General features: G+C 62.1%; 26 protein-coding genes and 1 tRNA gene. 20 read left to right on the forward strand and 7 right to left on the reverse strand.

From position 1 onward, the window contains the following. The first annotated feature begins 29 nt into the window (after window positions 1-29). The 3 genes from I5L03_RS03725 to hemH all read left to right on the forward strand — a co-directional run bounded on the left by I5L03_RS03725 (window position 30) and on the right by hemH (window position 4,433). The gene (locus I5L03_RS03725) at window positions 30-998 is read left to right on the forward strand and encodes a P-loop NTPase (protein ID WP_197920332.1); all 969 of its coding nucleotides are present in this window, start codon (window positions 30-32) and stop codon (window positions 996-998) included. Beyond that, window positions 995-3,265 carry a molybdopterin cofactor-binding domain-containing protein gene (locus I5L03_RS03730; protein WP_197920333.1) on the forward strand — a complete coding sequence of 757 codons (2,271 nt, stop codon included), beginning with the start codon at window positions 995-997 and terminating at the stop codon, window positions 3,263-3,265. Before I5L03_RS03725 ends, I5L03_RS03730 begins: the two co-directional genes overlap by 4 nt. Window positions 3,266-3,398: 133 nt before the next feature. Then, the gene (gene hemH / locus I5L03_RS03735) at window positions 3,399-4,433 is read left to right on the forward strand and encodes a ferrochelatase (protein WP_197920334.1); all 1,035 of its coding nucleotides are present in this window, start codon (window positions 3,399-3,401) and stop codon (window positions 4,431-4,433) included. 3 nt (window positions 4,434-4,436) lie between these two features. Here hemH and I5L03_RS03740 read toward each other — a convergent pair whose 3' ends face one another. Beyond that, the gene (locus I5L03_RS03740; protein WP_197920335.1) at window positions 4,437-4,592 is read right to left on the reverse strand and encodes a DUF1674 domain-containing protein; all 156 of its coding nucleotides are present in this window, start codon (window positions 4,590-4,592) and stop codon (window positions 4,437-4,439) included. 58 nt (window positions 4,593-4,650) lie between these two features. On the opposite strand from I5L03_RS03740, the gene I5L03_RS03745 reads away from it, so the two are divergent. Next, the gene (locus I5L03_RS03745; RefSeq protein ID WP_197920336.1) at window positions 4,651-5,865 is read left to right on the forward strand and encodes an RsmB/NOP family class I SAM-dependent RNA methyltransferase; all 1,215 of its coding nucleotides are present in this window, start codon (window positions 4,651-4,653) and stop codon (window positions 5,863-5,865) included. A gap of 76 nt (window positions 5,866-5,941) precedes the next feature. Continuing rightward, window positions 5,942-6,424 (forward strand): DM13 domain-containing protein, encoded by a 483-nt coding sequence (locus I5L03_RS03750; protein ID WP_197920337.1) that lies wholly within the window; start codon window positions 5,942-5,944, stop codon window positions 6,422-6,424. Window positions 6,425-6,529: 105 nt separating this feature from the next. Here the strand turns inward: I5L03_RS03750 and msrA are convergent, their stop codons facing one another. Further along, a complete protein-coding gene (msrA, locus tag I5L03_RS03755; protein WP_407647594.1) occupies window positions 6,530-7,063 on the reverse strand; it encodes a peptide-methionine (S)-S-oxide reductase MsrA in 534 nt (177 codons plus the stop codon). 93 nt (window positions 7,064-7,156) lie between these two features. On the opposite strand from msrA, the gene I5L03_RS03760 reads away from it, so the two are divergent. The 5 genes from I5L03_RS03760 to I5L03_RS03780 all read left to right on the forward strand — a co-directional run bounded on the left by I5L03_RS03760 (window position 7,157) and on the right by I5L03_RS03780 (window position 11,162). Continuing rightward, window positions 7,157-7,996: a class I SAM-dependent methyltransferase gene (locus I5L03_RS03760; RefSeq protein WP_234035007.1), complete on the forward strand. Its 840-nt coding sequence runs from the start codon at window positions 7,157-7,159 to the stop codon at window positions 7,994-7,996. A 6-nt stretch (window positions 7,997-8,002) separates the two neighbouring features. Beyond that, complete coding sequence (gene aguB / locus I5L03_RS03765) at window positions 8,003-8,866, forward strand: N-carbamoylputrescine amidase (protein WP_197920339.1); 864 nt, start codon at window positions 8,003-8,005, stop codon at window positions 8,864-8,866. A gap of 5 nt (window positions 8,867-8,871) precedes the next feature. Further along, entirely contained in the window at window positions 8,872-9,387 is a 516-nt protein-coding gene (gene folK / locus I5L03_RS03770) for a 2-amino-4-hydroxy-6-hydroxymethyldihydropteridine diphosphokinase (RefSeq protein ID WP_197920340.1), read from the forward strand. A gap of 89 nt (window positions 9,388-9,476) precedes the next feature. Then, window positions 9,477-9,552: transfer RNA gene (locus tag I5L03_RS03775), tRNA-Lys, on the forward strand. 77 nt (window positions 9,553-9,629) lie between these two features. Then, a complete protein-coding gene (locus tag I5L03_RS03780; RefSeq protein WP_197920341.1) occupies window positions 9,630-11,162 on the forward strand; it encodes an acyl-CoA carboxylase subunit beta in 1,533 nt (510 codons plus the stop codon). 185 nt (window positions 11,163-11,347) lie between these two features. Here I5L03_RS03780 and I5L03_RS13400 read toward each other — a convergent pair whose 3' ends face one another. After that, complete coding sequence (locus I5L03_RS13400) at window positions 11,348-11,725, reverse strand: hypothetical protein (protein WP_234035008.1); 378 nt, start codon at window positions 11,723-11,725, stop codon at window positions 11,348-11,350. 35 nt (window positions 11,726-11,760) lie between these two features. Between I5L03_RS13400 and mce the strand changes: the two genes are divergently transcribed. The 10 genes from mce to I5L03_RS03835 all read left to right on the forward strand — a co-directional run bounded on the left by mce (window position 11,761) and on the right by I5L03_RS03835 (window position 21,342). Then, complete coding sequence (gene mce, locus I5L03_RS03790; RefSeq protein ID WP_197920345.1) at window positions 11,761-12,210, forward strand: methylmalonyl-CoA epimerase; 450 nt, start codon at window positions 11,761-11,763, stop codon at window positions 12,208-12,210. A gap of 117 nt (window positions 12,211-12,327) precedes the next feature. After that, on the forward strand, window positions 12,328-14,478 hold the full coding sequence (gene scpA / locus I5L03_RS03795) for a methylmalonyl-CoA mutase (RefSeq protein WP_197920347.1): 2,151 nt from the start codon (window positions 12,328-12,330) through the stop codon (window positions 14,476-14,478). After that, on the forward strand, window positions 14,475-14,693 hold the full coding sequence (locus I5L03_RS03800) for a hypothetical protein (protein ID WP_197920349.1): 219 nt from the start codon (window positions 14,475-14,477) through the stop codon (window positions 14,691-14,693). Before scpA ends, I5L03_RS03800 begins: the two co-directional genes overlap by 4 nt. Further along, window positions 14,690-15,112: a lysozyme inhibitor LprI family protein gene (locus I5L03_RS13520; RefSeq protein WP_197920351.1), complete on the forward strand. Its 423-nt coding sequence runs from the start codon at window positions 14,690-14,692 to the stop codon at window positions 15,110-15,112. Before I5L03_RS03800 ends, I5L03_RS13520 begins: the two co-directional genes overlap by 4 nt. Continuing rightward, complete coding sequence (locus tag I5L03_RS03810; protein WP_197920353.1) at window positions 15,113-17,146, forward strand: acetyl-CoA carboxylase biotin carboxylase subunit; 2,034 nt, start codon at window positions 15,113-15,115, stop codon at window positions 17,144-17,146. Between the two features lie 57 nt (window positions 17,147-17,203). Further along, on the forward strand, window positions 17,204-17,983 hold the full coding sequence (locus tag I5L03_RS03815; RefSeq protein ID WP_197920354.1) for an enoyl-CoA hydratase-related protein: 780 nt from the start codon (window positions 17,204-17,206) through the stop codon (window positions 17,981-17,983). An 88-nt stretch (window positions 17,984-18,071) separates the two neighbouring features. After that, window positions 18,072-19,571, forward strand: a complete 1,500-nt coding sequence (locus I5L03_RS03820; RefSeq protein WP_197920356.1) for a CoA-acylating methylmalonate-semialdehyde dehydrogenase — start codon at window positions 18,072-18,074, stop codon at window positions 19,569-19,571. A 37-nt stretch (window positions 19,572-19,608) separates the two neighbouring features. Then, window positions 19,609-20,076, forward strand: coding sequence for a hypothetical protein (locus I5L03_RS03825; RefSeq protein WP_197920357.1), 468 nt, complete (start codon window positions 19,609-19,611; stop codon window positions 20,074-20,076). Window positions 20,077-20,095: 19 nt separating this feature from the next. After that, window positions 20,096-20,482 carry a RidA family protein gene (locus I5L03_RS03830; protein ID WP_197920358.1) on the forward strand — a complete coding sequence of 129 codons (387 nt, stop codon included), beginning with the start codon at window positions 20,096-20,098 and terminating at the stop codon, window positions 20,480-20,482. Window positions 20,483-20,559: 77 nt separating this feature from the next. Then, window positions 20,560-21,342, forward strand: a complete 783-nt coding sequence (locus I5L03_RS03835) for a hypothetical protein (RefSeq protein ID WP_197920360.1) — start codon at window positions 20,560-20,562, stop codon at window positions 21,340-21,342. A 57-nt stretch (window positions 21,343-21,399) separates the two neighbouring features. On the opposite strand, the gene I5L03_RS03840 is transcribed toward I5L03_RS03835, so the two are convergent. Genes I5L03_RS03840 through I5L03_RS03855 form a run of 4 tightly spaced genes read right to left on the reverse strand, consistent with a single transcriptional unit; the run spans window position 21,400 to window position 23,634 of the window. Beyond that, window positions 21,400-21,825, reverse strand: a complete 426-nt coding sequence (locus I5L03_RS03840) for a TIGR01244 family sulfur transferase (RefSeq protein ID WP_197920362.1) — start codon at window positions 21,823-21,825, stop codon at window positions 21,400-21,402. Then, complete coding sequence (locus I5L03_RS03845; protein WP_197920363.1) at window positions 21,825-22,244, reverse strand: DUF6691 family protein; 420 nt, start codon at window positions 22,242-22,244, stop codon at window positions 21,825-21,827. Before I5L03_RS03845 ends, I5L03_RS03840 begins: the two co-directional genes overlap by 1 nt. Further along, complete coding sequence (locus I5L03_RS03850; protein ID WP_197920366.1) at window positions 22,241-22,705, reverse strand: YeeE/YedE family protein; 465 nt, start codon at window positions 22,703-22,705, stop codon at window positions 22,241-22,243. Before I5L03_RS03850 ends, I5L03_RS03845 begins: the two co-directional genes overlap by 4 nt. Next, window positions 22,702-23,634: an MBL fold metallo-hydrolase gene (locus I5L03_RS03855; protein ID WP_197920368.1), complete on the reverse strand. Its 933-nt coding sequence runs from the start codon at window positions 23,632-23,634 to the stop codon at window positions 22,702-22,704. Before I5L03_RS03855 ends, I5L03_RS03850 begins: the two co-directional genes overlap by 4 nt. Between the last annotated feature and the right edge of the window lies 1 nt (window position 23,635).

The following is a 23,635-nucleotide window of genomic DNA, read 5'->3' on the forward strand; positions in this document are numbered from 1 at the left end:
CCCATTTCAAGCCGCTAGCAAGGCCTGAGATGAGTATTGATGAGACAATTCGCGCACGCATTCCAGCCGAACTTTCGGGCATGGTCCGTTCGGCCACGCTGCGGGGTAATGTGGCAACGCTGGTGGTCGACGCGGGTGGCCTCGGCCGCTCCGCCGCGGCGCAATTGCAGCGCGAGCTGGAAGAGGCGGTCGGCGCGCTCGATCACGTAAGCGAAGTGCGCGTCGCGCTGATGGCGGACAGGAAAGAACGCCAGATCATCGCCGTCGGTTCTGGCAAAGGCGGAGTCGGCAAAAGCACGCTGACGGCCAATCTTGCCGTTGCGCTGGCAGGGATGGGCCATAAGGTCGGCGTGGTCGATGCGGATATCTACGGTCCCTCGCAGGCGACACTGCTGGCCGATACGCCGAGCAAGCTGCGCGCTGAGGGGGAAAAGCTGATCCCGCATGACAGCGATTTTGGAGTGAAGTTCGTCTCGATGGGCCAGCTGGTCGAAGCGGGCAAGGCGATTGCATGGCGCGGCCCGATGGTGGGTCAAGCACTGAGCCAGCTGATGGATGCCGATTGGGGCGATACCGATGTGCTGCTGGTCGATCTGCCACCCGGCACTGGCGACGTGCAGCTGACCATGCTGCAGAAATTCAAGCCGAGCGCCGCCGTGGTCGTTTCCACACCGCAGGATCTCGCACTCATCGATGCGAAGCGCGCGCTCGACCTGTTCCGGCAGGCGCAGGTGCCGATTGCGGGGATTGTCGAAAACATGGCGGGATATATGTGCCCGTCCTGCGGCGATATCAGCGATCCGTTCGGCAAGGGCGGGGCAGAAGCTGCGGCGAAGGAATTGGGCCTGCCTTTCCTCGGCCGGGTGCCGCTGGCGATGGAAATTCGCCAGAAAAGCGATGCGGGCACACCTCCCGCTGCCGCTGCAGACAGCGATATGGGCAAGCCGTTCATCGGCATCGCCGCGCAGCTGCATCGGGCGCTGGAGCAGGTGGGATGAAAGTCACCCGGCGCGGCCTTCTGACGGGCGCTGCCGTTGGCGGCGGACTGCTGGTCGCGTGGAATTTCCTGCCGCGCGAGTTTGAAACGCCGCTTTCCCCCGGGCCGGAGGAAATTGCTTACGACGCGTGGCTGAAGATTGCCTCCGATGGGGTGGTGACTGTCGCCGTGCCGCAATTGGAAATGGGGCAGGGCGTCACCACGCTACTGCCGCAGATCGTCGCGATGGAGCTTGGCGCTGACTGGCGACAGGTCGCGGTGGAACCTGCGCCTGTCAGCGGCGCGTATGCGAACCTGCCTCTCGCTGTGGAATGGGCGCCGCTGTGGAAGCCGGTCATCCCCGCTCTGGCGAATGATGCAGGTGACGCACTGCTCGAACGCTGGGCGAGCGAGAACAAATTCAACGTCACCGCCAAGGGCACATCGCTCGCTGCCTATGAAATGGCGTGCCGCAATGCCGGAGCCTCGGCGCGGGCGATGCTGGCGAAAGCGGCGGCAGAGCGGTGGGATGTGCCGTGGGAGCAATGCCGCGCGGAAAACGGCTTTATCTATCACGAAGGTAATCGCGCGAGCTTTGCGGAGCTTGCGCTGGAATCGGCAGGCTTCTCTGCCCCCGATCCTCCGCCTTTGCTGCCCGAAGAGCCTGCAGAGCGTGCTCCGCCAAGCGAGATGGAAGGTGAGCGGGTCCTTACCTGGCCGCGGCTCGATCTCCCATCCAAAGTCGATGGCAGCTATGTGTTCGCAGGCGACGTGCGCCTCCCCGATATGGTGTTCGCAGCGATCCGCCACGGACCGCTCAACCAGTCTGAATTGGGCACTTTCGATGAGACGCTCGCGTCAGGCCAGCGCGGGCTCATCCAGCTGGTTCGCGGAAAACGCTGGCTGGCGGCGATTGCGGACAATTGGTGGGCCGCCGAAGAGGCCCTGCGCCGGATCGCGCCGCGATTTGTGGTCCGACGGCCGGTGGAAAGCAATGAAGTTGTCGAGACTTTGGACGCGGCTGTGCGGCGCGGTGTTCCGACCACGGTCGAAACGCGCGGGGCAGGCGATGACAATTACGCGCCCGATGAGGCGCGCCGATATGATGTCGCGCCCGGTGTCCATGCCACCATCGAAACCACCACTGCGACTGCGCGGCTGAGCGATGGGTTGCTGGAACTGTGGATGGCGACGCAAGCACCCGAACCGGCACGGCAGGCGGCGGCGAAAGCAATCGGCCTCTCGGCTGCCGACGTTGTGCTGTATCCCGTCGCGGCGGGAGGCAGTTTTGATCGGCGGCTGGATAATCAGGCGGCGGTCGAAGTGGCCCTGCTGGCGCGCGAGGCGGGGAGGCCAGTGCAGCTTACGTGGTCGCGCTGGCAGGAGCATGCGGCATCCTATCCGCGCCCACCGGTCGCGGCACTGATCGGCGCGGAATTGCGCGAGGAAGGCTCGATCAGCCAGCTGCGCGCCAGGATCGCCGCGCCTTCGACCATGCGCGAATTTGGCGAGCGCCTGTTCGAAAATTCGGTGAGCTGGGCGGCGATTGAAGCGGTGGAAGGTGAGGCGGACCCCTTCGCTGTCGAAGGCTTCGCGCAAAGCTATGCCATTCCGGACATGGTCGTGCAGCACATTCCGGTGTCGCTCGATCTGCCGACAGCCCTGATGCGCGGCGGGGCGCATGGCTATACGTGCTTTTTCCGCGAAAGCTTCATCGACGAGATCGCGCAGGAATATGAGCGGGAGCCGCTGTCCTATCGCATAGCCATGCTCGGACAGGATGCGCCGATGGTCGATCTGCTGCAGCGCGCCGGGCGGCTAGCGGCGTGGGACGGCGGAACGCGCGGGAGCGGGCAGGGGCTCGCCTGCCACCGCATGCAATTGGGAGAAGCGACGGGCCGCATCGCGCTCGTCGCGCAGGCCAGTGCGGGCGAAGGCGGCGTCCGGGTGCGCCACCTCTATGCAGCAGTCGATATCGGGCGTGTCGTCAATCGCGACATAGCGCTTCAGCAGATCGAAGGCGGTCTGGTCTTCGGCCTTGCGCAGGCGCTGGGCGGTGCGACCGAATATGCCGACGGCCTGCCGACGCACCAGCGGCTCGCCGCGCTTGGCTTGCCGACGCTGGAGGATTGCCCGCAGATCACGGTGGAGCTGCTCGATAGCGATGCGCCGCCTTTCGATTCGGGCGAGATCGGCGTGCCGCCCGTAGCCCCCGCCGTCGCCAATGCTTTCTTCAGCGCCACGGGCCTGCGCCTGCGCCGCCTGCCATTGCTCTCCGCATTTGCATGAGGCGTGCGATTACCGACATTGGGGCGAGTTTCCTTTCCGCCTCAGCTAGGGCATGGGGCACGGAACATCGGGGCGCGCCAAGCGTCCAACCCATTCGGCAACGGGTCCGCCGCTGCCTTGCAGGACGTAACGAATGACAGAGCCGTTTTCCGGCCTCCCCCAGCACTTACCCGCTGACCATCCGCCGGTGAAAAGCGGCAAGGTCGGCGTGTTGCTCGTCAATCTCGGCACGCCCGACGCGCCCGAGACGGGGCCGGTGCGGCGCTATCTGGCGGAATTCCTGTCGGACAAGCGGGTGATCGAGATCCCTTCGCTGATCTGGCAGCCGATCCTGCGCGGCATCATTCTCAACACCCGGCCCAAGAAAAGCGCGGCGGCTTACAAGAAGGTGTGGTGGGATCGCGGTTCGCCGCTGGCGGTGATTACCGAAGATCAGGCGATCGGTTTGCAGGCGCGGCTGGGCGAAAATGTGATGGTCGACTGGGCGATGCGCTACGGCGAGCCCGCCATCGCGCCCCAGCTCGATAAGCTCAAAGAGGCGGGCTGCGATCGCATCCTGCTTGCGCCCATGTATCCGCAATATTCGGGCGCGACATCGGCCACCGTCGTCGACAAGGTCAGCGACTGGCTGCGCGAGCAACGCTGGCAGCCGGCGATGCGCACCGTCCCGCCCTACCACGACGATCCGACTTACATCCGCGCGCTGGCAAAGGATATCGGCACGCAGCTCGATGCGCTCGATTTCACGCCCGAAGTCCTGCTCATGAGCTTCCACGGCATGCCGCTTCGCACGCTGACCGAAGGCGACCCCTATCACTGCCACTGTCAGAAAACATCGCGCCTGCTGCAGGCGGAACTGAACCGCCCGGACATCCGCATGGTGACAACATTCCAGAGCCGCTTCGGCCCTGCCAAATGGCTCGAACCTGCCACCGATGACACGATCATTGCCGAGGCCGAGGCAGGCACCAAACGCATGGCCATCGCCGCGCCGGGCTTCTCCGCCGATTGCCTCGAAACGCTGGAAGAGCTCGGCATGGAAGGCCGCGACGAATTCATCGAAGCGGGCGGCGAAAAGTTCGCCCGCATCGAATGCCTCAACGCCCGCACCACCGGCATGGACATGATCGAGGCGATCATCCGGCGCGAGCTGGCGGGCTGGGTTTAAGCTCTAAAAATCGATCGCGATGCCCTTGTGCACCCAGTCGCCGTAGCGGGTGGGGCTGAGCTTTTCGTCGACTTCGCCCTTTTCGGGCTCGGGCGGTGGTTCGCTCGTCCAGTGGGCGGGCTTCTTGAAGTTTTCGGGGCGTTTGGTTGCGCGTTTCATAGCCTCTGCAACATGGGCGCTCTGGCGCTGATGCGCAACTGGGCCTAGGGGCACCCCTATGAACACCATTCCGGGAAGCGGGGCGCGCAAGGCGGCGCTGAAAATGCTCGATGCCGTGCTGCGGCGCGGCGATACGATGGAGCAGGCGGGCGGCGCGGCGAACGGACTGCCGAGCTTTGCCGACCGTGCGCTCGCTCGCGCGATTGCCGGCGAAGTGCTGCGCTGGCTCACCGATCTCGATGCGCTGATCGATAGCGCCACGAACAAGCCGCTGCCCGATGATGCCAAGGCGCGCATGGTCCTGCGCATGATGCTCGCCCAATGGCTGCGGCTGGAAACACCGCCGCACGCCGTGATTGCGACGGCGCTACCGCTACTCGCAGGCGGGCCGAAGCGATTGGCGCATGGTGTTTTCGCGACGCTCACCCGGCAAGATGCGACCCTGCCCGACGCGCCGACTTTGCCGGAAGCCGTCGCCCATCGCTGGGGCGATATGGCTCCAGAGATCGCCAAGGGTATCGCCGCCCCGCCGCCGCTCGACCTGTCATTGCGCGGGGATCTGCCCGAAGGGCTCGAAGGCGAGAGCCTGCTTCCCGGACACCTCCGCCTGCCGCGTGGCACGGCTATCGAAAACCTGCCGGGCTTCGATGACGGCGCATGGTGGGTGCAGGACCTTGCCGCATCGATACCTGCGCGGCTGCTCGGCGCTGGCGAGGGCAAGCGCGTGCTCGACCTGTGCGCGGCGCCCGGCGGCAAGACTCTGCAACTGGCCGCTGCGGGATGGAAAGTGACGTCGCTCGACAATTCCTCCCGCCGCCTCGAACGGCTGCGCCAGAACCTGAAGCGCACCGGCCTTTCCGCCGATATCGTAAAAGCCGATGCGATGGGCTGGCATCCGGATGAGCTTTACGACGCCATCCTGCTCGATGCACCCTGCACGGCGACAGGCACCTGCCGCCGCAACCCGGACGTAATCCACCGCATCGGCCCGCGCCAGATTGAGGCGATGGCGCTGCTGCAATCGCAATTGCTGGAGCGCGCCGCCAATTGGCTGAAGCCCGGTGGAACGCTGGTTTATGCTGTATGCTCTCTCGAACCCGAGGAGGGCGAGGACGTGGCGGCAAGTTGCACGTTGGCGCCTCTGCCCGTGATGAGCGATGAGCTTCCCGAAGGCGTGGAGCCGGGTGCTTGGGGCCATGTGCGCACGCACCCGGGCATGTTGGCCGAAACGGGCGGTCTCGATGGCTTTTTCATTGCGCGCTTCCAAGGCTAGCGCAGCTCGTATTGTAACCAATCGCCCGCCCCAGCGAATAACCCCGGCATAAGAAACCACTTTGCCGGGAGGCACCATGAAGAAGATTTTAGCCCTGATCGTTACCCACGCCGCCGCGCTTGGCGCGGGCTTTGCGCTGGGGGTTTATTTCCTGCCGATCCTGACCGCGCCGGATGCTCCGGCTGCCGAAGTGCTGGAGGAACAGGCTGCCTCGGCCGAATACTCCGCCGAACTGACCCGAGATCTCGCTGGCAGCGATGCCCTGCATTGGGGCGAGGGCACCATCAGCGTGTCCGATAGCAGGATTGTCCACCAAGGCGAGCTGGCGCCGGGGCCGGACTACATCGTCTATCTCACGCGGGAGTTCGTTGAGGACGAAGCGGAATTTGAAGCCATCAAGGACGAAGCGGTCGCCATAGGCGGCGTCGAGACATTCGACGGCTTCCTGCTCGATGTGCCCGCAGGCGTGAATATCGAGGATTACACTACGGTGGTGGTCTGGTGCGAAGCCTTTGGCGAGTTCATCACTGCGGCCGAATATCGCTCGCTGATAAGTTAACGTCTGGCCGAAAAGCGAAGGCCCGCCGCACGAAAACACCGTGCCGCGGGCCTTTCTTCATGGTTAACTCAAGCGCGCTCCAGCACTTACCACAAAGTAAACAAATCAGCTTTTCACCTTGTCGGCAAAGCTCTTGCGCAGCTTCATCAGCTTGGGCGGAATCACCGCCATGCAATAGGGGTTTCGCTGGCCTTCGCCTTCCCAATATTCCTGGTGGTAGTCCTCTGCCGGATACCATTCGCCGCTTTCGATCGTGGTGACGGCGCTCTGGCCTTCGTGACTTTCGTTCCAGCGGGCGATGGCGGCTTCGGCCTCGGCGCGCTGCTCGTCGGACAGCGGGAAAATCGCGCTGCGGTACTGCGTGCCAACATCATTGCCCTGGCGGTTCAGCTGGCTGGGATCGTGCGTGCCCATGAACATGTCGTAGATTTCCGGCAGGGTGACTTGCTCTGTGTCGAATGTCACTTTCACCCCCTCGGCATGGCCGGTGTTGCCAGTGCACACCGCCTTATAAGTGGGGTTCGGCACATCGCCGCCGATATAACCGCTTTCGACCGACTGCACGCCGATCACGTCCTTGAACACAGCCTCGGTGCACCAGAAGCATCCGCCGGCTACGATTACAGTCTCACTCATCATGGTCTCCTTTGCCGTGATATGTGGGGACGAAGGCCGCGCTTGTCATCTGGCCATTGGGCTGCCATTTCGCATCCACACAATCCTTGGGAGAATATGATGCGTTACACCCCCCTGTTTGCCGCTGCGGCGGCTCTCGCCGTCGCCAGCCCCGCTGCCGCCCACAATCATGGTCCGCATGAGCACGGTGCGCACGAGCATGAAGGCCACTCGCTCGATCACGTGCTCGCCATGTCGCACCGCGACGAAGATCGCGCCCGCGACCAATACCGCAATCCGGCAGAAACGCTCGCCTTCTTCCAGATCGAGCCGACTATGCGCGTCGCTGAATACGGCCCCGGTGGCGGCTGGTACACCCGCGTGCTGTTGCCGTGGATCGGTTCGCAGGGCCAGTACTTCGCTTTCCAGGCAGGCCGTGATCCGGCAGAGGATGGCTCCACCTGGCCGCAACGTTTCACCACGGCCGTGGCTCAGGCCGACTGGTCCGGCTCCATGCCGGTCACCGCATTCGAAAGCGATGCGATCCCAGAGGACGTGGTCGGCACGCTGGACCGTGTGCTGATCTTCCGCTCCATTCATGGCCTGCTGAATGGCAACCGCGCCGATGCGGAGCTCCGCGCCATCCGCACGCTGCTTTCCGATGACGGGATGGTCGGCGTGGTCCAGCACCGTGCACCCGAAGACGCGTCTTACGGATTCGCCAATGGTTCAAATGGCTATCTGCGCCAGAGCGATGTGGTGCGCCTGTTCGAACTGCACGGCTTCGAGCTTGCAGGTAGCAGCGAAGTGAATGCCAATTCCGACGATCCCGCAAACTGGGAAGGAGGCGTTTGGACGCTCCCGCCCACGCTGCGTTACGGCGATGAGGACCGCGCGCGCTACGAAGCTATCGGTGAGAGCGACCGTATGACGCTGCTCTTCCGCAAGCGGGACTAACGCGCCTTGGCCACACTGTCCGTTGCAGCGCTCCAGCTTTCCCTGGGCTCCGACGATGAGAGCGAGAACATCGCTGCGGTCTCTGCGCAGGTAGAGGAGGCGGCACAGCAGGGTGCGCAGGTGATCCTGCCGCCCGAGCTGTTTTCCGGCCCCTATTTCTGCCGCGAGGAGAAGGACGAGTTCTTCGCCCTCGCACGGCCCACGGCAGAGCATCCCTCGGTCGTCGCCATGCAGAAGCTTGCGAAAAGCCTTGGCGTCGCAATTCCAACGAGCTTTTTCGAGCGAGACGGGCACCACTATTACAACACGCTCGCAATGATCGGCCCCGATGGCGAGATCATGGGCACATACCGCAAGAGCCACATCCCCGATGGACCGGGCTATGAGGAAAAATTTTATTTCCGACCCGGCAATGACGGGTTCAAGGTGTGGGACGTTTTCGGTGCGCGCATCGGCATCGGTATCTGTTGGGACCAGTGGTATCCCGAAACCGCGCGTGTACTGGCGCTGAAAGGCGCTCAGGTGCTCTTCTACCCCACTGCCATCGGCTCCGAGCCGAAAGATGCGGAGATGGACACAAGCCGCATGTGGCGCCGCGCGATGATCGGCCATGCGGTGAGCAATTGCATGCCTGTCGTCGCCGCGAACCGCATCGGGCACGAAGGCAGCGATAGTGACGGCACGACCTTCTACGGCCACTCCTTCATTTGCGACGAATGGGGGGACATGCTGGCCGAATATGGTGCGGCGGAAAGCGGCGTGCTGACCGCCACGCTCGATCTCGACGCGGCACGCCAGCACCGCGCCAGCTGGGGCTTTTTCCGCGATCGCCGCCCGCAGCTTTACGGGCGGATTGCGGAGGACATCTGATCGCGATGCGCAGGCTGCGGGATGATCTGGTGGGCGTGGCAAAGACCGATCACACCTATCTGATCGCAGTCGGCAGCAATCAGCGGCACCAGCTGTTCGGTAGGCCGCGGGAGATCGTGGCCATGGCCATGGAGCTTCTCGAGGGGACGGCAGGCACGGTCACCGCGCGCTCGCGCATTGTCGACAGCGATCCCGTCGGGCCGAGCCAGCGGCGCTTCGCCAATGCGGCGCTGTTGTTGGACACGCGACTTGATCCGCTCAGCCTGCTGGCCGTGCTGCATGAAGCGGAAGCGGCGCTTGGCCGTCAGCGCAGGGGGCAGCGCTGGCAGGCGCGCGTGCTTGATCTCGACATCGTGTTGTGGAGTGGCGGCATCGTGGGCACGCCAGACCTGATCATCCCCCATCCGCTGTTCCGCGAGAGAGACTTCGTGCTCGGCCCCGCGGCTGAGATTGCACCTGACTGGCGCGATCCGCTGAGTGGCTTCACCCTGCGCCAACTCTCGGCGCGCCATCGCAAGTAACATCGCCCGATCTGAGCCGATTGCAGACATTTACAAACCAAGCCGCTTGACCCGCTCGCCACCTGCCCCTAGGTGCAGCGCCCGTGGTCGGGCCGTTAGCTCAGTCGGTAGAGCAACTGACTTTTAATCAGTAGGTCGCTGGTTCGAACCCAGCACGGCTCACCACCAAATTCCATCCATCGCTTGCGTTGACCTTAACCGGTTTCCCGTGCAACGGCTTTTGCACGAGGAGAGCCACAGATATGTCCGCGAATATCGCCGAAATGGAACGCCGCCGTGAAGCCGCCCGCATGGGTGGCGGACAGAAGCGGATTGATGCTCAACACGCCAAAGGCAAGCTGACTGCGAGAGAACGGCTCGATGTCCTGCTGGATGAGGATTCCTTCGAAGAGCTGGACACTTATGTCGAGCACGATTGCGTCGATTTCGGTATGGAAAGTCAAAAGATCCCGGGTGACGGCGTCGTCACCGGATCGGGCACGATCAATGGGCGGCTGGTTTACGTATTCAGCCAAGATTTCACCGTGTTCGGCGGCTCGCTGTCGAAGCGGCACGCGGAGAAGATCTGCAAGGTCATGGACATGGCGATGCGCGTCGGCGCGCCCGTCATCGGCCTAAACGATTCCGGCGGTGCGCGCATTCAGGAAGGCGTGGCATCTCTCGGCGGCTATGCCGAAGTATTCCAGGCGAATGTGCTCGCATCCGGCGTGGTGCCGCAGCTCTCGCTGATCATGGGGCCGTGCGCGGGCGGCGCGGTGTATTCGCCTGCCATGACCGACTTCATCTTCATGGTGAAGGACAGCTCCTACATGTTCGTCACCGGCCCCGAGGTGGTGAAGACGGTCACCAACGAAGAGGTCACGCAGGAAGAGCTCGGCGGCGCGGTGGTGCACACCACCAAGACTTCGGTCGCGGACCTCGCGCTCGAAAACGATATCGAGGCGCTGCTCGCCGCGCGCGATCTGATGGGCTTTCTGCCCGCCAGCAACCAGTCCGAATTGCCCGAACTGCCGACCACCGACCCGTGGGACCGGATGGAGGACAGCCTCGACACGATCATCCCCGCCAATGCCAACATGCCCTACGACATGCATGAGGTGATTGCGAAGGTGGTGGACGAAGGCACCTTCTTTGAAATCCAGCCTGAACACGGCGCAAACATCATCACCGGCTTTGGCCGCATCGAAGGCCGCCCGGTGGGCTTCGTTGCCAATCAGCCGATGGTGCTGGCGGGCGTGCTCGACATCAATGCCAGCCGCAAGGCCGCGCGCTTCGTGCGTTTCTGCGATGCCTTCAGCATCCCGATCGTGACTCTGGTGGACGTGCCCGGCTTCCTCCCCGGCACCGCGCAGGAGCACAACGGCATCATCAAGCACGGCGCGAAGCTGCTGTTCGCCTATGCCGAGGCGACCGTGCCCAAGATTACCGTCATCACCCGCAAGGCATATGGCGGCGCCTATGACGTGATGGCATCGAAGCACCTGCGCGGCGATTTGAACTACGCCTGGCCAACCGCCGAAATCGCCGTGATGGGCGCAAAAGGCGCGGTGGAAATCATCTTCCGTAAAGACCGCGACGATCCCGAAAAGATCGCCGAGAAAACGAAGGAATACGAAGACCGCTTCGCCAACCCCTTCGTGGCCGCCTCACGCGGTTATATCGACGAGGTGATCTACCCGCACTCGACGAGGAAGCGCATCGCGCTGGGACTGCGGAAGCTGGCAAACAAGCAGCTCGAGAACCCGTGGAAGAAGCATGATAATTTGCCGTTGTGAAGAGCTCCGTCCATCCGTTTGTGCGAGGCTGGCGCATTTTCTTCGCGGGCATCGGTATGCCAATCTTAGTTTTGGCAGCTTGGTATAAAGCTTGGTCTTTCGATCCTTACTCGGAAATTTTCTTCACTCGATTTTTCGTCCAGCCGACACCTGAGATGCCGGGTGAAATACGGATAGCCGGTTGGCTATTTCTCGGCCTTGGAATACTGCTTGCCGCCGAACCTGCGATTGCTGCTTTGGTCCGCCGCATGAATTGGAAACAAGCGGCGTTGATGGCTTGGCTCGGCGGATTGACCGCAGCATTTGGCGGAGCTTTCTTCGTTGCTGCGGATGCAGCGGAAAGCAAAATCGAGCAGCGCATCGCACACGGCGCGCACGCCGCTTAGGGCAGTTGAAGCAAGGAAGTGGAGGCTCAGCAAGGAATGAGCGGGAAATTTAGAATCTGCGGCTGTCTTGTCCTGATCCTGCTTGTAGTGCTGTTCGTTATGTCGCGCGAAGGACAAGGTCTTCTCGGCTTCTTCGGCGTTATTTTCGAGCTTCTGCTTGAGATTGTAGGTAGGCATCTAGGTTTGGAGTGATCTCTATTGGGAACCCATCAATGAAACTCGGCCGTCTGAACCATATTGGCGTTGCCACGCCCTCCATCGCGGACTCGATCGTACATTATCGCGAGACGATGGGCGCGACAAAGATCCATGAGTCATTCGATCTAGAGGCGCAGGGGGTGAAGGTCTGCTTTGTCGACACGCCCGGCCAGAATGGCACCGAGGGCACGCAGATCGAGTTGATCGAACCGCTCGGGCCGGGCAGTCCGCTCGCCAATTTTCTCGAGAAAAACCCGGCGGGTGGTCAGCACCACATTTGCTTCGAGGTCGAGGATATCGAGGACGCGCGCAAGTGGTTCGAGGAGCAGGGCAAGCGCATTCTCGGCACCACGCGGATCGGGGCGCATGGCACGCCGATCTTCTTCCTCCACCCCAAGGACATGATGGGCCAGCTGACCGAAATCATGGAAACGCCCAAGGAAGGCGCGCATTGGTCCAATTGAGGGCATCAACCCCACACCCGATTGTCCTGAGCTTGTCGAAGGACTGCTTTTTTTGAAGCGCGGGACTACAGAAGAAAGTGCAGCCCTTCGACAAGCTCAGGGCATCCGGATTGTTTTATGACTGACAAACCCACCAAGGCCGACTGGCACGAGAAAGCCGCGAAGGAAGTGAAGGGTCGCGACCTGACCTGGCACACGCCCGAAGGCATCGCCGTGCAGCCGCTCTACACGGCGGAGGATGCGCCGGAGGAAGGTCCCGGCCTGCCCGGTTTCGAGCCGTTCACCCGCGGGCCCTATGCCAGCATGTACACCGGCCGCCCGTGGACGATCCGGCAATATGCGGGCTTCTCCACCGCCGAGGAATCGAACGCCTTTTATCGCCGCAACTTGGCCGCCGGACAGAAGGGCCTCTCGGTCGCTTTCGACCTCGCCACCCACCGTGGCTATGACAGCGATCATCCGCGCGTCGTCGGCGATGTCGGCAAGGCAGGCGTTGCCATCGACACCGTGCGCGACATGGAGATCCTGTTCGATCAGATCCCGCTCCACGAGATGAGCGTCTCCATGACGATGAACGGCGCGGTGATCCCCGTGATGGCGTTCTATATCGCCGCGGCGGAGCGGGCGGGTGTCAGCCAGGAGAAGCTCAGCGGGACCATCCAGAACGACATCCTGAAGGAGTTCATGGTCCGCAACACCTACATCTATCCGCCCGAGCCATCGATGCGGATCGTGTCGGACATCATCGCCTACACCAGCGCAAACATGCCGCGCTTCAACTCCATTTCGATCTCCGGCTATCACATGCACGAAGCCGGCGCGACGGCGGTGCAGGAGCTCGCCTTCACCATTGCCGACGGCAAGGAATATGCGAAGCGCGCGATGGAAACCGGCCTCGATATCGATGCCTTCGCGCCGCGCCTCAGCTTCTTCTGGGGCATCGGCATGAACTTCTTCATGGAAATCGCCAAGATGCGCGCCGCGCGCACGCTGTGGCACGAAGTGATGACCGGGCTGGGCGCGCAGAACCCCAAGTCGAAAATGCTGCGCACCCACTGCCAGACTTCGGGTGTCAGCCTGCAGGAGCAGGACCCCTACAACAACGTCATCCGCACCACGCTGGAGGCGCTTTCGGCAGTGCTCGGCGGCACGCAGTCGCTGCACACCAATGCGCTCGATGAAGCCATCGCGCTCCCCACCGATTTCTCCGCGCGCATCGCCCGCAACACCCAGTTGGTGCTGCAGGAAGAGACCGGCATCACCAATGTCGCCGATCCGCTGGGAGGCTCATATTACATCGAAGCGCTGACTGCGGAGATTGCGGACAAGGCGCGAGATCTCTTGGCCGAAGTCGAGCAGGCAGGCGGGATGACCGCCTATGTCGCATCCGGCGCGCCCAAGGCAGCGATCGAAAGCGCTGCGGCGGAAAAGCAGGCGAGGGTCGACAAGGGCGAAACAGTGATCGTCGGCGTCAACAAATACCGCAAGGCCGAGGAAGACCCGATCGACACGCTCGATATCGACAATCACGCGGTGCGCCAAAGCCAGATTGCGCGGCTGGAGAAAGTGCGCGCCGGGCGCGATGAGGCGGCCTGCCAAGCCGCTTTGAAGGCACTGGAAGACGGTTCGCGCGGCGAGGGCAATCTCCTTGCGCTGGCCGTAGAGGCCGCACGCCACGATGCGACGCTGGGCGAAATCTCCACCGCGATGGAAAACGCCTTTGGCCGCTATGACACGCTGCCCAAGCCGGTGAAGGGCGTTTACGCCGCTGCCTATGAGGATGATGAGCGTTACGCGCAGGTTGTTGCGGGTGTCGAAGCCGTCGCGCGCCGCCTCGATCACAAGCCCCGCATCCTCGTCGCCAAAATGGGGCAGGATGGCCACGATCGCGGCGCGAATGTGATCGCCAGTGCTTTTGCCGACATGGGCTTCGATGTGCTGTCCGGCCCGTTGTTCCAGACCCCTGAAGAAACCGCCAAGATGGCGCTCGATAGCGATGTGGATGCGGTGGGCGCAAGCTCGCTCGCAGCAGGCCACAAGACCCTGATCCCCGAACTGATCCAGCACCTACGCGATGCAGGCCGCGCCGATATCAAGGTGGTGGCGGGCGGCGTGATCCCGCAGCCCGACTATGAGTTTCTCAAAAAGGCCGGTGTGCAGGGAATCTACGGTCCGGGCACCAATGTAGTCGAAGCCGCCGCAGATGTTCTCCGTCTGCTCGGGCACAATATGCCGCCTGCCGACGAAGCACTTGAGGGGGGCGAGTGAACAAGCGCCTCATCCTTCGCTCGGTCGTCATCACATTGGTCCTGCTGCCGACATCCTGCCTCGCGGGCAGATCGGCTTCGGAAAAGCAGGATGCGCGCATCTCCGGCTTTCCCGACGCGCCATACTGGTATGAAAATGTGCTGTGGCTGGTCGCCATCGCGCTGATGCTGGTATGGGCGTGGGCGATCAAGCGGCTGTGGGAGGGCGCGGAGTGAGAAGTACTCTTACCATTGCTTTGCCATTGTTGATCCTCAGTGGTTGTTCGGGAGAAAAACCCGATCCCGGTGAGGTCGTAGATAGCTCCGCCATTGAATGCGGCGACTTGGAGTTTTGTCAGCAAGCGGTAACGGAACTCGCTGCGGCTGAGGACGAAATGCTGGTCCAGTTTGAAGCAGCGATAGACCGTATCAGAAACTGCGCCCCAGAAAATTCCACGCGCTGCTACAATATGCCTCGGGCTGAGGAGCTAATTATTACCGAACAGGAAGCATGGGTCGCGTGGCGCAATGCTTATTGCGATACATTCTGGTTTGGGCAGGAAGGAGTGTCCAATCATGGCGAGATGTTAGCAGTTTGCCGAGCCGAATTGACCTCAGAACGCACGAATGAAATCAGACAAATCAGGGCGGAATAGATGTTCTCCAAAATCCTCATCGCCAATCGCGGCGAAATCGCGTGCCGGGTCATCAAGACTGCGCGGCGCATGGGTATTGCCACGGTCGCGGTCTATTCGGATGCCGATGCGCGCGCGCCGTTCGTGGCGATGGCGGACGAAGCCGTGCATATCGGCCCGCCGCCTGCTGCCGAAAGCTATCTGCTAGCGGACAAGATCATCGCGGCTTGCAAAGAGACCGGTGCAGAGGCGGTGCATCCCGGTTATGGCTTTTTGTCCGAGCGTGCCAGTTTCGTAGAAGCGCTGGAGAAGGAAGGCATCGCCTTTATCGGCCCGCCAGCGAGCGCGATTGCGGCGATGGGCGACAAGATCGAGTCCAAGAAGCTCGCCAAGGAAGCGGGCGTCAACACCGTTCCCGGCTCAGAAGATGCCATCGACACGACGGAAGAGGCGCTGAGCGTTTCCAACGACATCGGCTACCCGGTGATGATGAAGGCCAGTGCGGGCGGCGGCGGCAAGGGCATGCGGCTCGCGTGGGACGATCAGGATGTGAAAGACGGGTTCGAGGCGACCAAGCGCGAGGGTCTCAACTCGTTCGGCGACGACCGCGTCTTCATCGAGAAGTTCATCGAAGACCCGCGCCATATCGAGATACAGGTTCTGGGCGACAAGCACGGCACGGTGCTCTATCTGAACGAGCGCGAATGCAGCATCCAGCGCCGCCACCAGAAGGTGGTCGAGGAAGCGCCTTCGCCTTTCGTCACGCCCGAAATGCGCAAGAAGATGGGCGAGCAGGCAGTCGCACTGTCGCAGGCCGTTGGATACCACTCGGCGGGCACAGTCGAGCTGATCGTCAGCGGCGCGGACCCGACGGGCGAGAGCTTCTACTTCCTCGAAATGAATACCCGCCTGCAGGTGGAACATCCGGTCACCGAAGCGATCACCGGCATCGACCTAGTCGAGCAGATGATCCGCGTGGCGGCAGGCGAAAAGCTCGCAATGTCGCAGGACGATATCGGGATCGATGGCTGGGCAATCGAGAACCGCATCTACGCCGAAGACCCCTATCGCGGCTTCCTTCCCTCAACCGGTCGCTTGGTGCGCTATCGCACCCCCGTGGAGCCATGGGCAGGCGATTTGCGCGGGGTGGACGGCACGCGCTTCGACAGCGGCGTTCAGGAAGGCGGCGAAGTCTCGATCTTCTACGATCCGATGATCGCCAAGCTGGTGACATGGGCCCCGACGCGCGAGGAAGCGGCGGACTTGCAGATTGCGGCGCTGGATCGCATCGAGCTCGACGGGCTTGGTCACAATGTCGATTTTCTCTCCGCGCTGATGCAACATCCGCGCTTCCGCAGTGGCGAACTCACCACCGGCTTCATCGCTGAGGAATACCCTGACGGCTTCGAAGGCGCAGCTGTCAGCGACCAGGCAAGGCGCGTCTTGGCCGCCGTCGCAGGCGTCATAGCCACAGCCGATGCCGATCGCGCACGGCGGATTTCGGGCCAGCTCAACGGTCCGTTGCTTCCGCCCGGCGACTGGATCGTCCGCAATGGAGAGAGTGACAACGAGGTTAGGCTGGGCGAGGAAGGCCTTCTTGTCGACGGCGAGCAGGTCGTGCTCGAATTCACCTATACGCCGGGCGACAAGATGGTCGATGTCTCGGTATTCGACAGCACCGATGAGGATGCGGAAGCGGTGGCCAGCTACGGCATCGGTATTGAGCGCACACGCACCGGCTATGTCATGACCACGCACGGCGCGAGCCATGAGCTGCGCGTGCTGGAAGCGCGGCTGGCCGAACATGCCGGTCACATGATCGAGAAAGAACCGCCCGACACGTCCAAGATGCTGCTCTGCCCGATGCCCGGCTTGCTGGTAAAACTGCATGTCGAGGAAGGCGAGGAAGTCCAGCCCGGACAGCCGCTTGCCACGGTCGAGGCGATGAAGATGGAAAACATCCTTCGCGCCGAAAAGGCGGGCACGATCGCCACCATTAATGCCGAAGAAGGCGAGACGCTGGTTGTCGATGCGGTGATTCTGGAACTCGAATAGCCCCTCACGCGCTTTCACTGCAGAAGCGAAAAACACAGATTCTCAGGACCAAGAATTATGGCATACGAAACCATCACCACCGAACAGCGCGGTTCGGTTACGCTGATCACGATCAACCGCCCCGATGCGCTGAATGCTCTCAACACAACTGTAGAGCGTGAACTTGGCGAGGCCCTCGCCGCCTTTGACGCGGATGATAGCCAGGGCTGCGCTGTCCTGACCGGGAGTGGAGACAAGGCTTTTGCCGCCGGGGCGGATATCAAGGAAATGGTAGACAAGCCGTCCGCTGAATTCTTCCAGGAGGATTTCTTCTCCGGCTGGAATGAAATGACGGCGAAAACCCGCAAACCGTGGATCGCCGCGGTCAACGGGTTTGCGCTGGGCGGCGGGTGCGAGGTCGCCATGATGGCGGATTTCATCATCGCTTCCGAAAATGCGAAATTCGGCCAGCCCGAAATCAAACTGGGCGTTGCCCCCGGCATGGGCGGCAGCCAGCGCCTCACCCGCGCGGTTGGCAAGTCGAAAGCCATGGATCTGTGCTTGACGGGCCGGATGATGGATGCCGAAGAAGCCGAGCGCGCTGGCCTCGTCGCCCGCGTCGTGCCGCATGATCAGCTGATGGATGAGGCCATGAAAGCAGCCGAAGTCATCGCATCGATGGCGCCGATGGCGGTCAAGGTGAATAAGGAACTGGTCGATGCAGCCTATGAGACGACGCTCAGCCAAGGCATGGTGCACGAACGGCGCCTGTTCCAGATCCTCACCGCGACTGAGGACAAGAAAGAAGGCATGAAAGCCTTTGTCGAGAAGCGTCCGCCGGAATGGAAGGGCCGCTAAGCCAGATTTGCCGCGCCAGAGTTGGACTCGCGCGCGGCAAGGGCCTAGGGCTTTAGGCAACAAGTTTCATTTGTAACGGAATATACCCATGCGTCAGATCGATCACTTCATCCAGGGCTTCGAAGGCAGCGACGCCTCCGCTCGCAAACACCAGATCTGGAACCCTTCGACAGGCGAAGTGCAGGCCGAAGTGTCGCTGGGCGATGCGGCTTTGCTCGATCGCGCGATTGCCAATGCGAAGAAAGTCCAACCCGAATGGGCGGCGACCAATCCGCAGAAGCGTGCCCGCGTGATGTTCGAATTCAAGCGACTGGTCGAAGAGCACAAGCAGGAGCTCGCCGAGCTTCTCTCCAGCGAGCATGGCAAGGTCGTCGACGATGCGCATGGCGATGTGCAGCGCGGGCTCGAGGTGATCGAATATGCCTGCGGTATCCCGCAGGTGCAGAAAGGCGAATACACCAATGGCGCGGGGCCGGGCATCGACGTTTATTCGATGCGCCAGCCGCTCGGTATTGGCGCGGGTATCACGCCGTTCAACTTCCCTGCGATGATTCCGATGTGGATGTTCGGCATGGCCGTGGCGGCGGGTAACGCCTTCATCCTGAAGCCTTCGGAACGCGATCCCTCGGTGCCAGTGCGCCTCGCGGAACTGTTCGTCGAAGCGGGCGCGCCGGAAGGTCTGTTGCAGGTCGTCAATGGTGACAAGGAAATGGTCGATGCAATCCTCGACCATGAGGATATTGCCGCGGTCAGCTTCGTCGGTTCGTCCGACATTGCGCACTACGTTTACAAGCGCGGTGTTGCAGCGGGTAAGCGTGTGCAGGCCATGGGCGGCGCGAAGAACCACGGCATTGTGATGCCCGACGCCGATCTCGACCAGGTGGTGAATGACCTGTCCGGCGCGGCTTTCGGCTCTGCCGGAGAACGCTGCATGGCGCTGCCGGTGGTGGTCCCGGTGGGCGAGGACACGGCAGAGCGGCTCAAGGAAAAGTTGATCCCTGCCATCAACGCGCTACGCGTCGGCGTCTCGACCGACAAGGATGCGCATTACGGCCCGGTCGTCACGCCAGAGCACAAGCAGCGCGTTGAGGACTGGATCACCACGGCAGAGAACGAAGGCGGCGAAATCGTGATCGACGGTCGCGACTTCACGCTGCAAGGTCATGAGGATGGCTTCTTCGTCGGCCCGACACTGATCGACCATGTCACGCCCGATATGGAAAGCTACAAGGAAGAGATCTTCGGCCCCGTCCTCCAGATCGTGCGCGCCACGGATTTCGAACACGCGCTCAAGCTGCCGAGCGATCACCAATACGGTAATGGTGTCGCCATCTTCACCCGCAATGGCCAGGCCGCGCGCGAATTCGCGCACCGGGTGAATGTCGGCATGGTCGGCATCAACGTGCCGATCCCCGTGCCGGTCAGCTATCACAGCTTTGGCGGTTGGAAGCGTTCGGGCTTTGGCGATGCGGATCAATATGGCATGGAAGGCATGCGCTTTTGGACGAAGGCCAAGAAAGTCACACAGCGCTGGCCCGATGGCGGCGGCGATGGATCGAATGCCTTCGTCATTCCAACGATGGGTTAATTTTCAACTGGGGGGAAATATGCGAATTCAATTTTCTGTGACTGCTGTCGCTGCGGCGCTGGCGTTATCCGCGTGCTCCGGCGAGGCGGAGATTGATCCGGAGGCGAGCGAAGAGGCTGCGGGCGAAGCCGAAATGGCGACGCCGCAGGTTTATGAATCGCCAAAAATGGAAAGCGCGGAGCCGCCGCAGCTTGCGACGGCCGACACGCTCGATCCGACTTATCACGGCGTGTGGGACTATGTCGAAGGCATGTGTGATCCGATGTCCGACATGCGGCTGGAAATTTCCGGCGATCGTCTGGAATTCTACGAATCCGGCGGAGACATCGTGAATATCGAGCGCGAAAGCAATGGTGACAGGCTCGTCACCGTCGCGATGAGCGGCGAAGGTGAGACCTGGGACACGACTTTCCGGTTTGAGATGGATTCCAGCGGCCAATTCCTGATCGTATCGGGCACGGAGGAAGATGGCTTCGACGGAGTGCCGCGCAAACGCTGCTCTTGATAGCGAGGGGAAAGATAGCATGCGTCGCCACGCCACATCAGGATCACCTTACGAACAGCAATTCGGCTTCACCCGCGCGGTGAAGGACGGCAATCGGATCGTGGTCGCGGGCACAGGTCCGATCGAGGAGGATGGTTCAACCACTCCGGGTGATGCCGCCGCGCAGGCGGATCGCTGCTGCCGCCTCATCGTGAAAGCGATCGAAGACCTCGGCGGCAGCGCGGTCGATGTCGTGCGCACACGCATGTTCCTTGTGTCGCCAAGCGACCAGGCAGCTGTGGGCGAAGTCCACAAGCAGCATTTTGGCGATGCGCGGCCTGCTGCGACCATGGTGGGCGTGGCGTGGCTTTGCCGTGAAGATTGGCTGGTGGAGATCGAGGCCGAAGCGCTGATTTCGGATGACTAAGCGATGCATTTCGCGTCCACTGGACAAAACCCTCCTACCTATCTCAGAATATGCAAAGGGCAATCAGGGGGTGTTCCATGTGCAAAGTGAAATTCCTGCCACTCGGCATTGCAGCAGCACTGGCCGTGGCGGCCTGCGGTGAGGCCGATATCAGCGCGGCGGACGAAACAGCCGACGGCATGGCTGGCGCGATGGCCGCAGCGGAGCAGCAGGCTGCAACGGAGGCGCCCGCTGTTACCATCCCTGCAGAGTTTCACGGTTCCTGGGGTTTCTATGGCGATTGCTCTAGCCCACTTATCATTAACGCGACCGAAGTCGGCGTGGGCGATGACCAACCGCCATTGTCCAAAATGGAAGTGCTGGATGATGGCGTGGTCGAATTCGATCGTGTCAGCAATCCGCAAATGCCGGAGGCAGATTACCGCTTCGGCCTGAGCGTTGCCGGCCCGGACATGCTGGTTATGAGTTCGCCCGATGCGTCCAGCATGTGGATGGAACGCTGCGGCGCCGTACCGGCACAGCCAGCGACCGAAGTCGTGCAACAGGGCGGCGGCTTGCCTGCTGCTTTCCACGGCGAATGGGACGATACGATTGAGGGTGGCAACGAGTTTCCTTGCGAACCCGGAATGGGCGACATTTCGATAATTACGGCCAATACGCGTGAATTCAGCTATGGCATCACACGGTTCACCAATGTTCGCCGGATAGACGCGAATACCTACGAAATGACCGGCCAGCATACGCGCTCAAATGGCGAAGCTCTGCCAGCTGTTACGACTCGCTATGAGCTGAGCGCCGATGGGAACTTCATTACCGAAAGGATCGAGGGATACGACCCTTTCTATTACGAGCGCTGCTAACTCGGCGCCGCGCCGCCAAATGTCTGTTAAATTGCCACGCCTGTAAGGCGCTCCGACTTACGACGCATCGCCTTTGCTCAGATAGAAGCGCAGGGAGGACAGGTCATATCCCGCCTCCGCCGCGCGGGTCAGGCGCTCATCGACTGACAGGCCCATCGGGTTTGAAATCGTCTCCATCGTCATGCAGCGCGTTCCGCTCCGGCAATAGGCGAGGAGCGGGCCATCGGCTTCGCGGCGAATACGGGCGAATTCTTCGAGCGCCTCTTCGGGGAAATGGCCTCCTGATACGGGCACGTGGTGGAAGGTGAGGCCGGCTGCTTCGGCTGCGGCTTTCAGCTCGTCAAGCGGCGGCTGGCCGGGTTCTTCGCCATCGGGGCGATTGCACATCACGTCGGTGTAACCCGCATCGGCGAGCGCCTGCATGTCTTCTGCCTGCACCTGCGGCGCGACCGCGAAACGATCATCGACTTTGCGAATATCCATCAGCTTTTCCTTTCGGTGAAACGCACCAGCAGCATGCCTGCCATCATCGCGGCTACAAAGATTGCGGCATCGGCAGGGGCGATGGCGAGCGCGGCAAAGCCGGGACCAGGGCACAGGCCTGCAACGCCCCAGCCAATACCGAACAGCGCTGCGCCGCCAATCAGCTTTACGTCCAGGTCGCTGCGGGTGGGGACGTGGAAGCCGTCTTCGAACAGCGGCCGCGCCATGCCGGGAACGATACGCCACGCAATCGCCATGACGATCAGCGCGCCGCCCATGACGAAGGCAAGGGTCGGGTCCCAATCGCCGAAGAGATCGAGAAAACCGCGCACACGTGCCGGATCGGTCATTCCGCCAAGGGCAAGGCCAGCGCCGAACACCGTCCCACCGATCAATGCCGTGATGGCCCGCGCGCTCATGACAGCACCTCCAGCCCCGTGGTGTTCATTATCGCCACCGTGGCGATCCCCGTCGCCATGAAAGTAAGCGTTGCGACGATCGAGCGAACCGACAGGCGGCTCATCCCGCATACGCCGTGCCCGCTGGTGCAACCGCTGCCAATGCGCGTGCCCACGCCCACCAGCAATCCGGCGATGATCAGCGGGATGGGGCCGGCAAAGCTTGGCTCAAGCCCGCCGCTCGCCAGCGCGATGATGAGTGCGCCAAGCGGCAGGCCGATCACGAAGGCCCATGCGCTCATCCGGTCCATGCCGCTGCCGCCGAGCCCCGCAGCTTTCGCAGCGATGCCGGAGACACCGGCGATCCGGCCAAGGCCCAGCAGCATGATGGCCGCCGCAATGCCGATCAGCGCGCCACCAGCGAAACCCGCCAGCGGTGCTGCGTCGGGAAAGCCGGGCAGGGTGAAGGCGAGCAGCGTCATACCGCGTTCACGGGAATCTTGATGTAGCTCACCCCGTTCTCCTCCGGCTCGGGAAGGCGACCCCCGCGAATATTGACCTGCACGCTGGGCAGGATGAGCGTCGGCATATCGAGCGTCGCATCGCGCGCGGCGCGCATGGCGACAAACTCATCCTCGGTAGTGCCGTCCTTCACATGGACATTGTTCTCGCGCTGCAATTTGACCGTGCTTTCCCACGCATATTCATCGCGCCCGGGCGCCTTGTAATCATGGCAAAGGAACAGCCGCGTATCGTCTGGAAGCTTCAGCAGGCGGCGGATCGACCGGAACAGCTGGCGCGCATCGCCGCCGGGAAAATCCGCGCGCGCGGTGCCAAAGTCGGGCATGAACAGCGTGTCACCCACGAATGCCGCATCGCCGATGATGAAGGCCATGTCTGCTGGCGTGTGTCCGGGCACATGCAGGACTATGCCTTCGAGTTCGCCAATGCTGAAATGCTCGCCATCGGTGAACAGGTGATCGAATTGCGATCCGTCCCGCTCGAAATCTGTCCCGGCGTTGAAGAGCTTGCCGAAAACATCCTGCACGCGGATGATTTCCTTGCCGATGCCAAGCTTTCCGCCGAGCTTTTCCTGCAAATAGGGCGCGGCCGAAATGTGATCGGCATGGGCGTGCGTTTCGATATGCCAGATGACGGTGAGGCGGTTCGCCTCGACATATTCGATGATCCGGTCAGCCGAGCCGTAGGACGTGCGCCCCGATGCGGCCTGATAATCGAGCACGGAATCGATCACCGCCGCTTCTTTCGTGGCGGGATCGCTGACGACATAGCTGATGGTATTGGTCGCTTCGTCGAAGAAACCGGCGATGGTGGGGCGCTTTGCCGCATCGGCCGATGCTGCCTCTACCTGCGTCGTGGCTTGCTGGAGAGCGATGTCTGTATCGGTCATG

Origin of the sequence: Aurantiacibacter sediminis (assembly GCF_016019885.1) — a bacterium.
Taxonomy (GTDB): Bacteria; Pseudomonadota; Alphaproteobacteria; order Sphingomonadales; family Sphingomonadaceae; genus Alteraurantiacibacter; species Alteraurantiacibacter sediminis.

Excerpts from the sequence above, each read along its gene's own strand:
- I5L03_RS03750 (WP_197920337.1), top strand. The coding sequence starts at position 5,942 with ATGAAGAAGATTTTAGCCCTGATCGTTACCCACGCCGCCGCGCTTGGC.
- I5L03_RS03850 (WP_197920366.1), bottom strand. The coding sequence starts at position 22,705 with ATGACGCTGCTCGCCTTCACCCTGCCCGGCTTTCCCGACGCAGCACCG.
- msrA (WP_407647594.1), bottom strand. The coding sequence starts at position 7,063 with ATGATGAGTGAGACTGTAATCGTAGCCGGCGGATGCTTCTGGTGCACC.
- I5L03_RS03835 (WP_197920360.1), top strand. The coding sequence starts at position 20,560 with ATGTGCAAAGTGAAATTCCTGCCACTCGGCATTGCAGCAGCACTGGCC.
- I5L03_RS03760 (WP_234035007.1), top strand. The coding sequence starts at position 7,157 with ATGATGCGTTACACCCCCCTGTTTGCCGCTGCGGCGGCTCTCGCCGTC.
- I5L03_RS03780 (WP_197920341.1), top strand. The coding sequence starts at position 9,630 with ATGTCCGCGAATATCGCCGAAATGGAACGCCGCCGTGAAGCCGCCCGC.
- I5L03_RS03725 (WP_197920332.1), top strand. The coding sequence starts at position 30 with ATGAGTATTGATGAGACAATTCGCGCACGCATTCCAGCCGAACTTTCG.
- I5L03_RS03740 (WP_197920335.1), bottom strand. The coding sequence starts at position 4,592 with ATGAAACGCGCAACCAAACGCCCCGAAAACTTCAAGAAGCCCGCCCAC.
- I5L03_RS03830 (WP_197920358.1), top strand. The coding sequence starts at position 20,096 with ATGCGTCGCCACGCCACATCAGGATCACCTTACGAACAGCAATTCGGC.
- I5L03_RS03745 (WP_197920336.1), top strand. The coding sequence starts at position 4,651 with ATGAACACCATTCCGGGAAGCGGGGCGCGCAAGGCGGCGCTGAAAATG.
- hemH (WP_197920334.1), top strand. The coding sequence starts at position 3,399 with ATGACAGAGCCGTTTTCCGGCCTCCCCCAGCACTTACCCGCTGACCAT.
- I5L03_RS03810 (WP_197920353.1), top strand. The coding sequence starts at position 15,113 with ATGTTCTCCAAAATCCTCATCGCCAATCGCGGCGAAATCGCGTGCCGG.
- scpA (WP_197920347.1), top strand. The coding sequence starts at position 12,328 with ATGACTGACAAACCCACCAAGGCCGACTGGCACGAGAAAGCCGCGAAG.
- mce (WP_197920345.1), top strand. The coding sequence starts at position 11,761 with ATGAAACTCGGCCGTCTGAACCATATTGGCGTTGCCACGCCCTCCATC.
- I5L03_RS03815 (WP_197920354.1), top strand. The coding sequence starts at position 17,204 with ATGGCATACGAAACCATCACCACCGAACAGCGCGGTTCGGTTACGCTG.
- I5L03_RS03855 (WP_197920368.1), bottom strand. The coding sequence starts at position 23,634 with ATGACCGATACAGACATCGCTCTCCAGCAAGCCACGACGCAGGTAGAG.
- I5L03_RS03820 (WP_197920356.1), top strand. The coding sequence starts at position 18,072 with ATGCGTCAGATCGATCACTTCATCCAGGGCTTCGAAGGCAGCGACGCC.
- I5L03_RS03845 (WP_197920363.1), bottom strand. The coding sequence starts at position 22,244 with ATGAGCGCGCGGGCCATCACGGCATTGATCGGTGGGACGGTGTTCGGC.
- folK (WP_197920340.1), top strand. The coding sequence starts at position 8,872 with ATGCGCAGGCTGCGGGATGATCTGGTGGGCGTGGCAAAGACCGATCAC.
- I5L03_RS03730 (WP_197920333.1), top strand. The coding sequence starts at position 995 with ATGAAAGTCACCCGGCGCGGCCTTCTGACGGGCGCTGCCGTTGGCGGC.
- I5L03_RS13400 (WP_234035008.1), bottom strand. The coding sequence starts at position 11,725 with ATGCCTACCTACAATCTCAAGCAGAAGCTCGAAAATAACGCCGAAGAA.
- I5L03_RS03840 (WP_197920362.1), bottom strand. The coding sequence starts at position 21,825 with ATGGATATTCGCAAAGTCGATGATCGTTTCGCGGTCGCGCCGCAGGTG.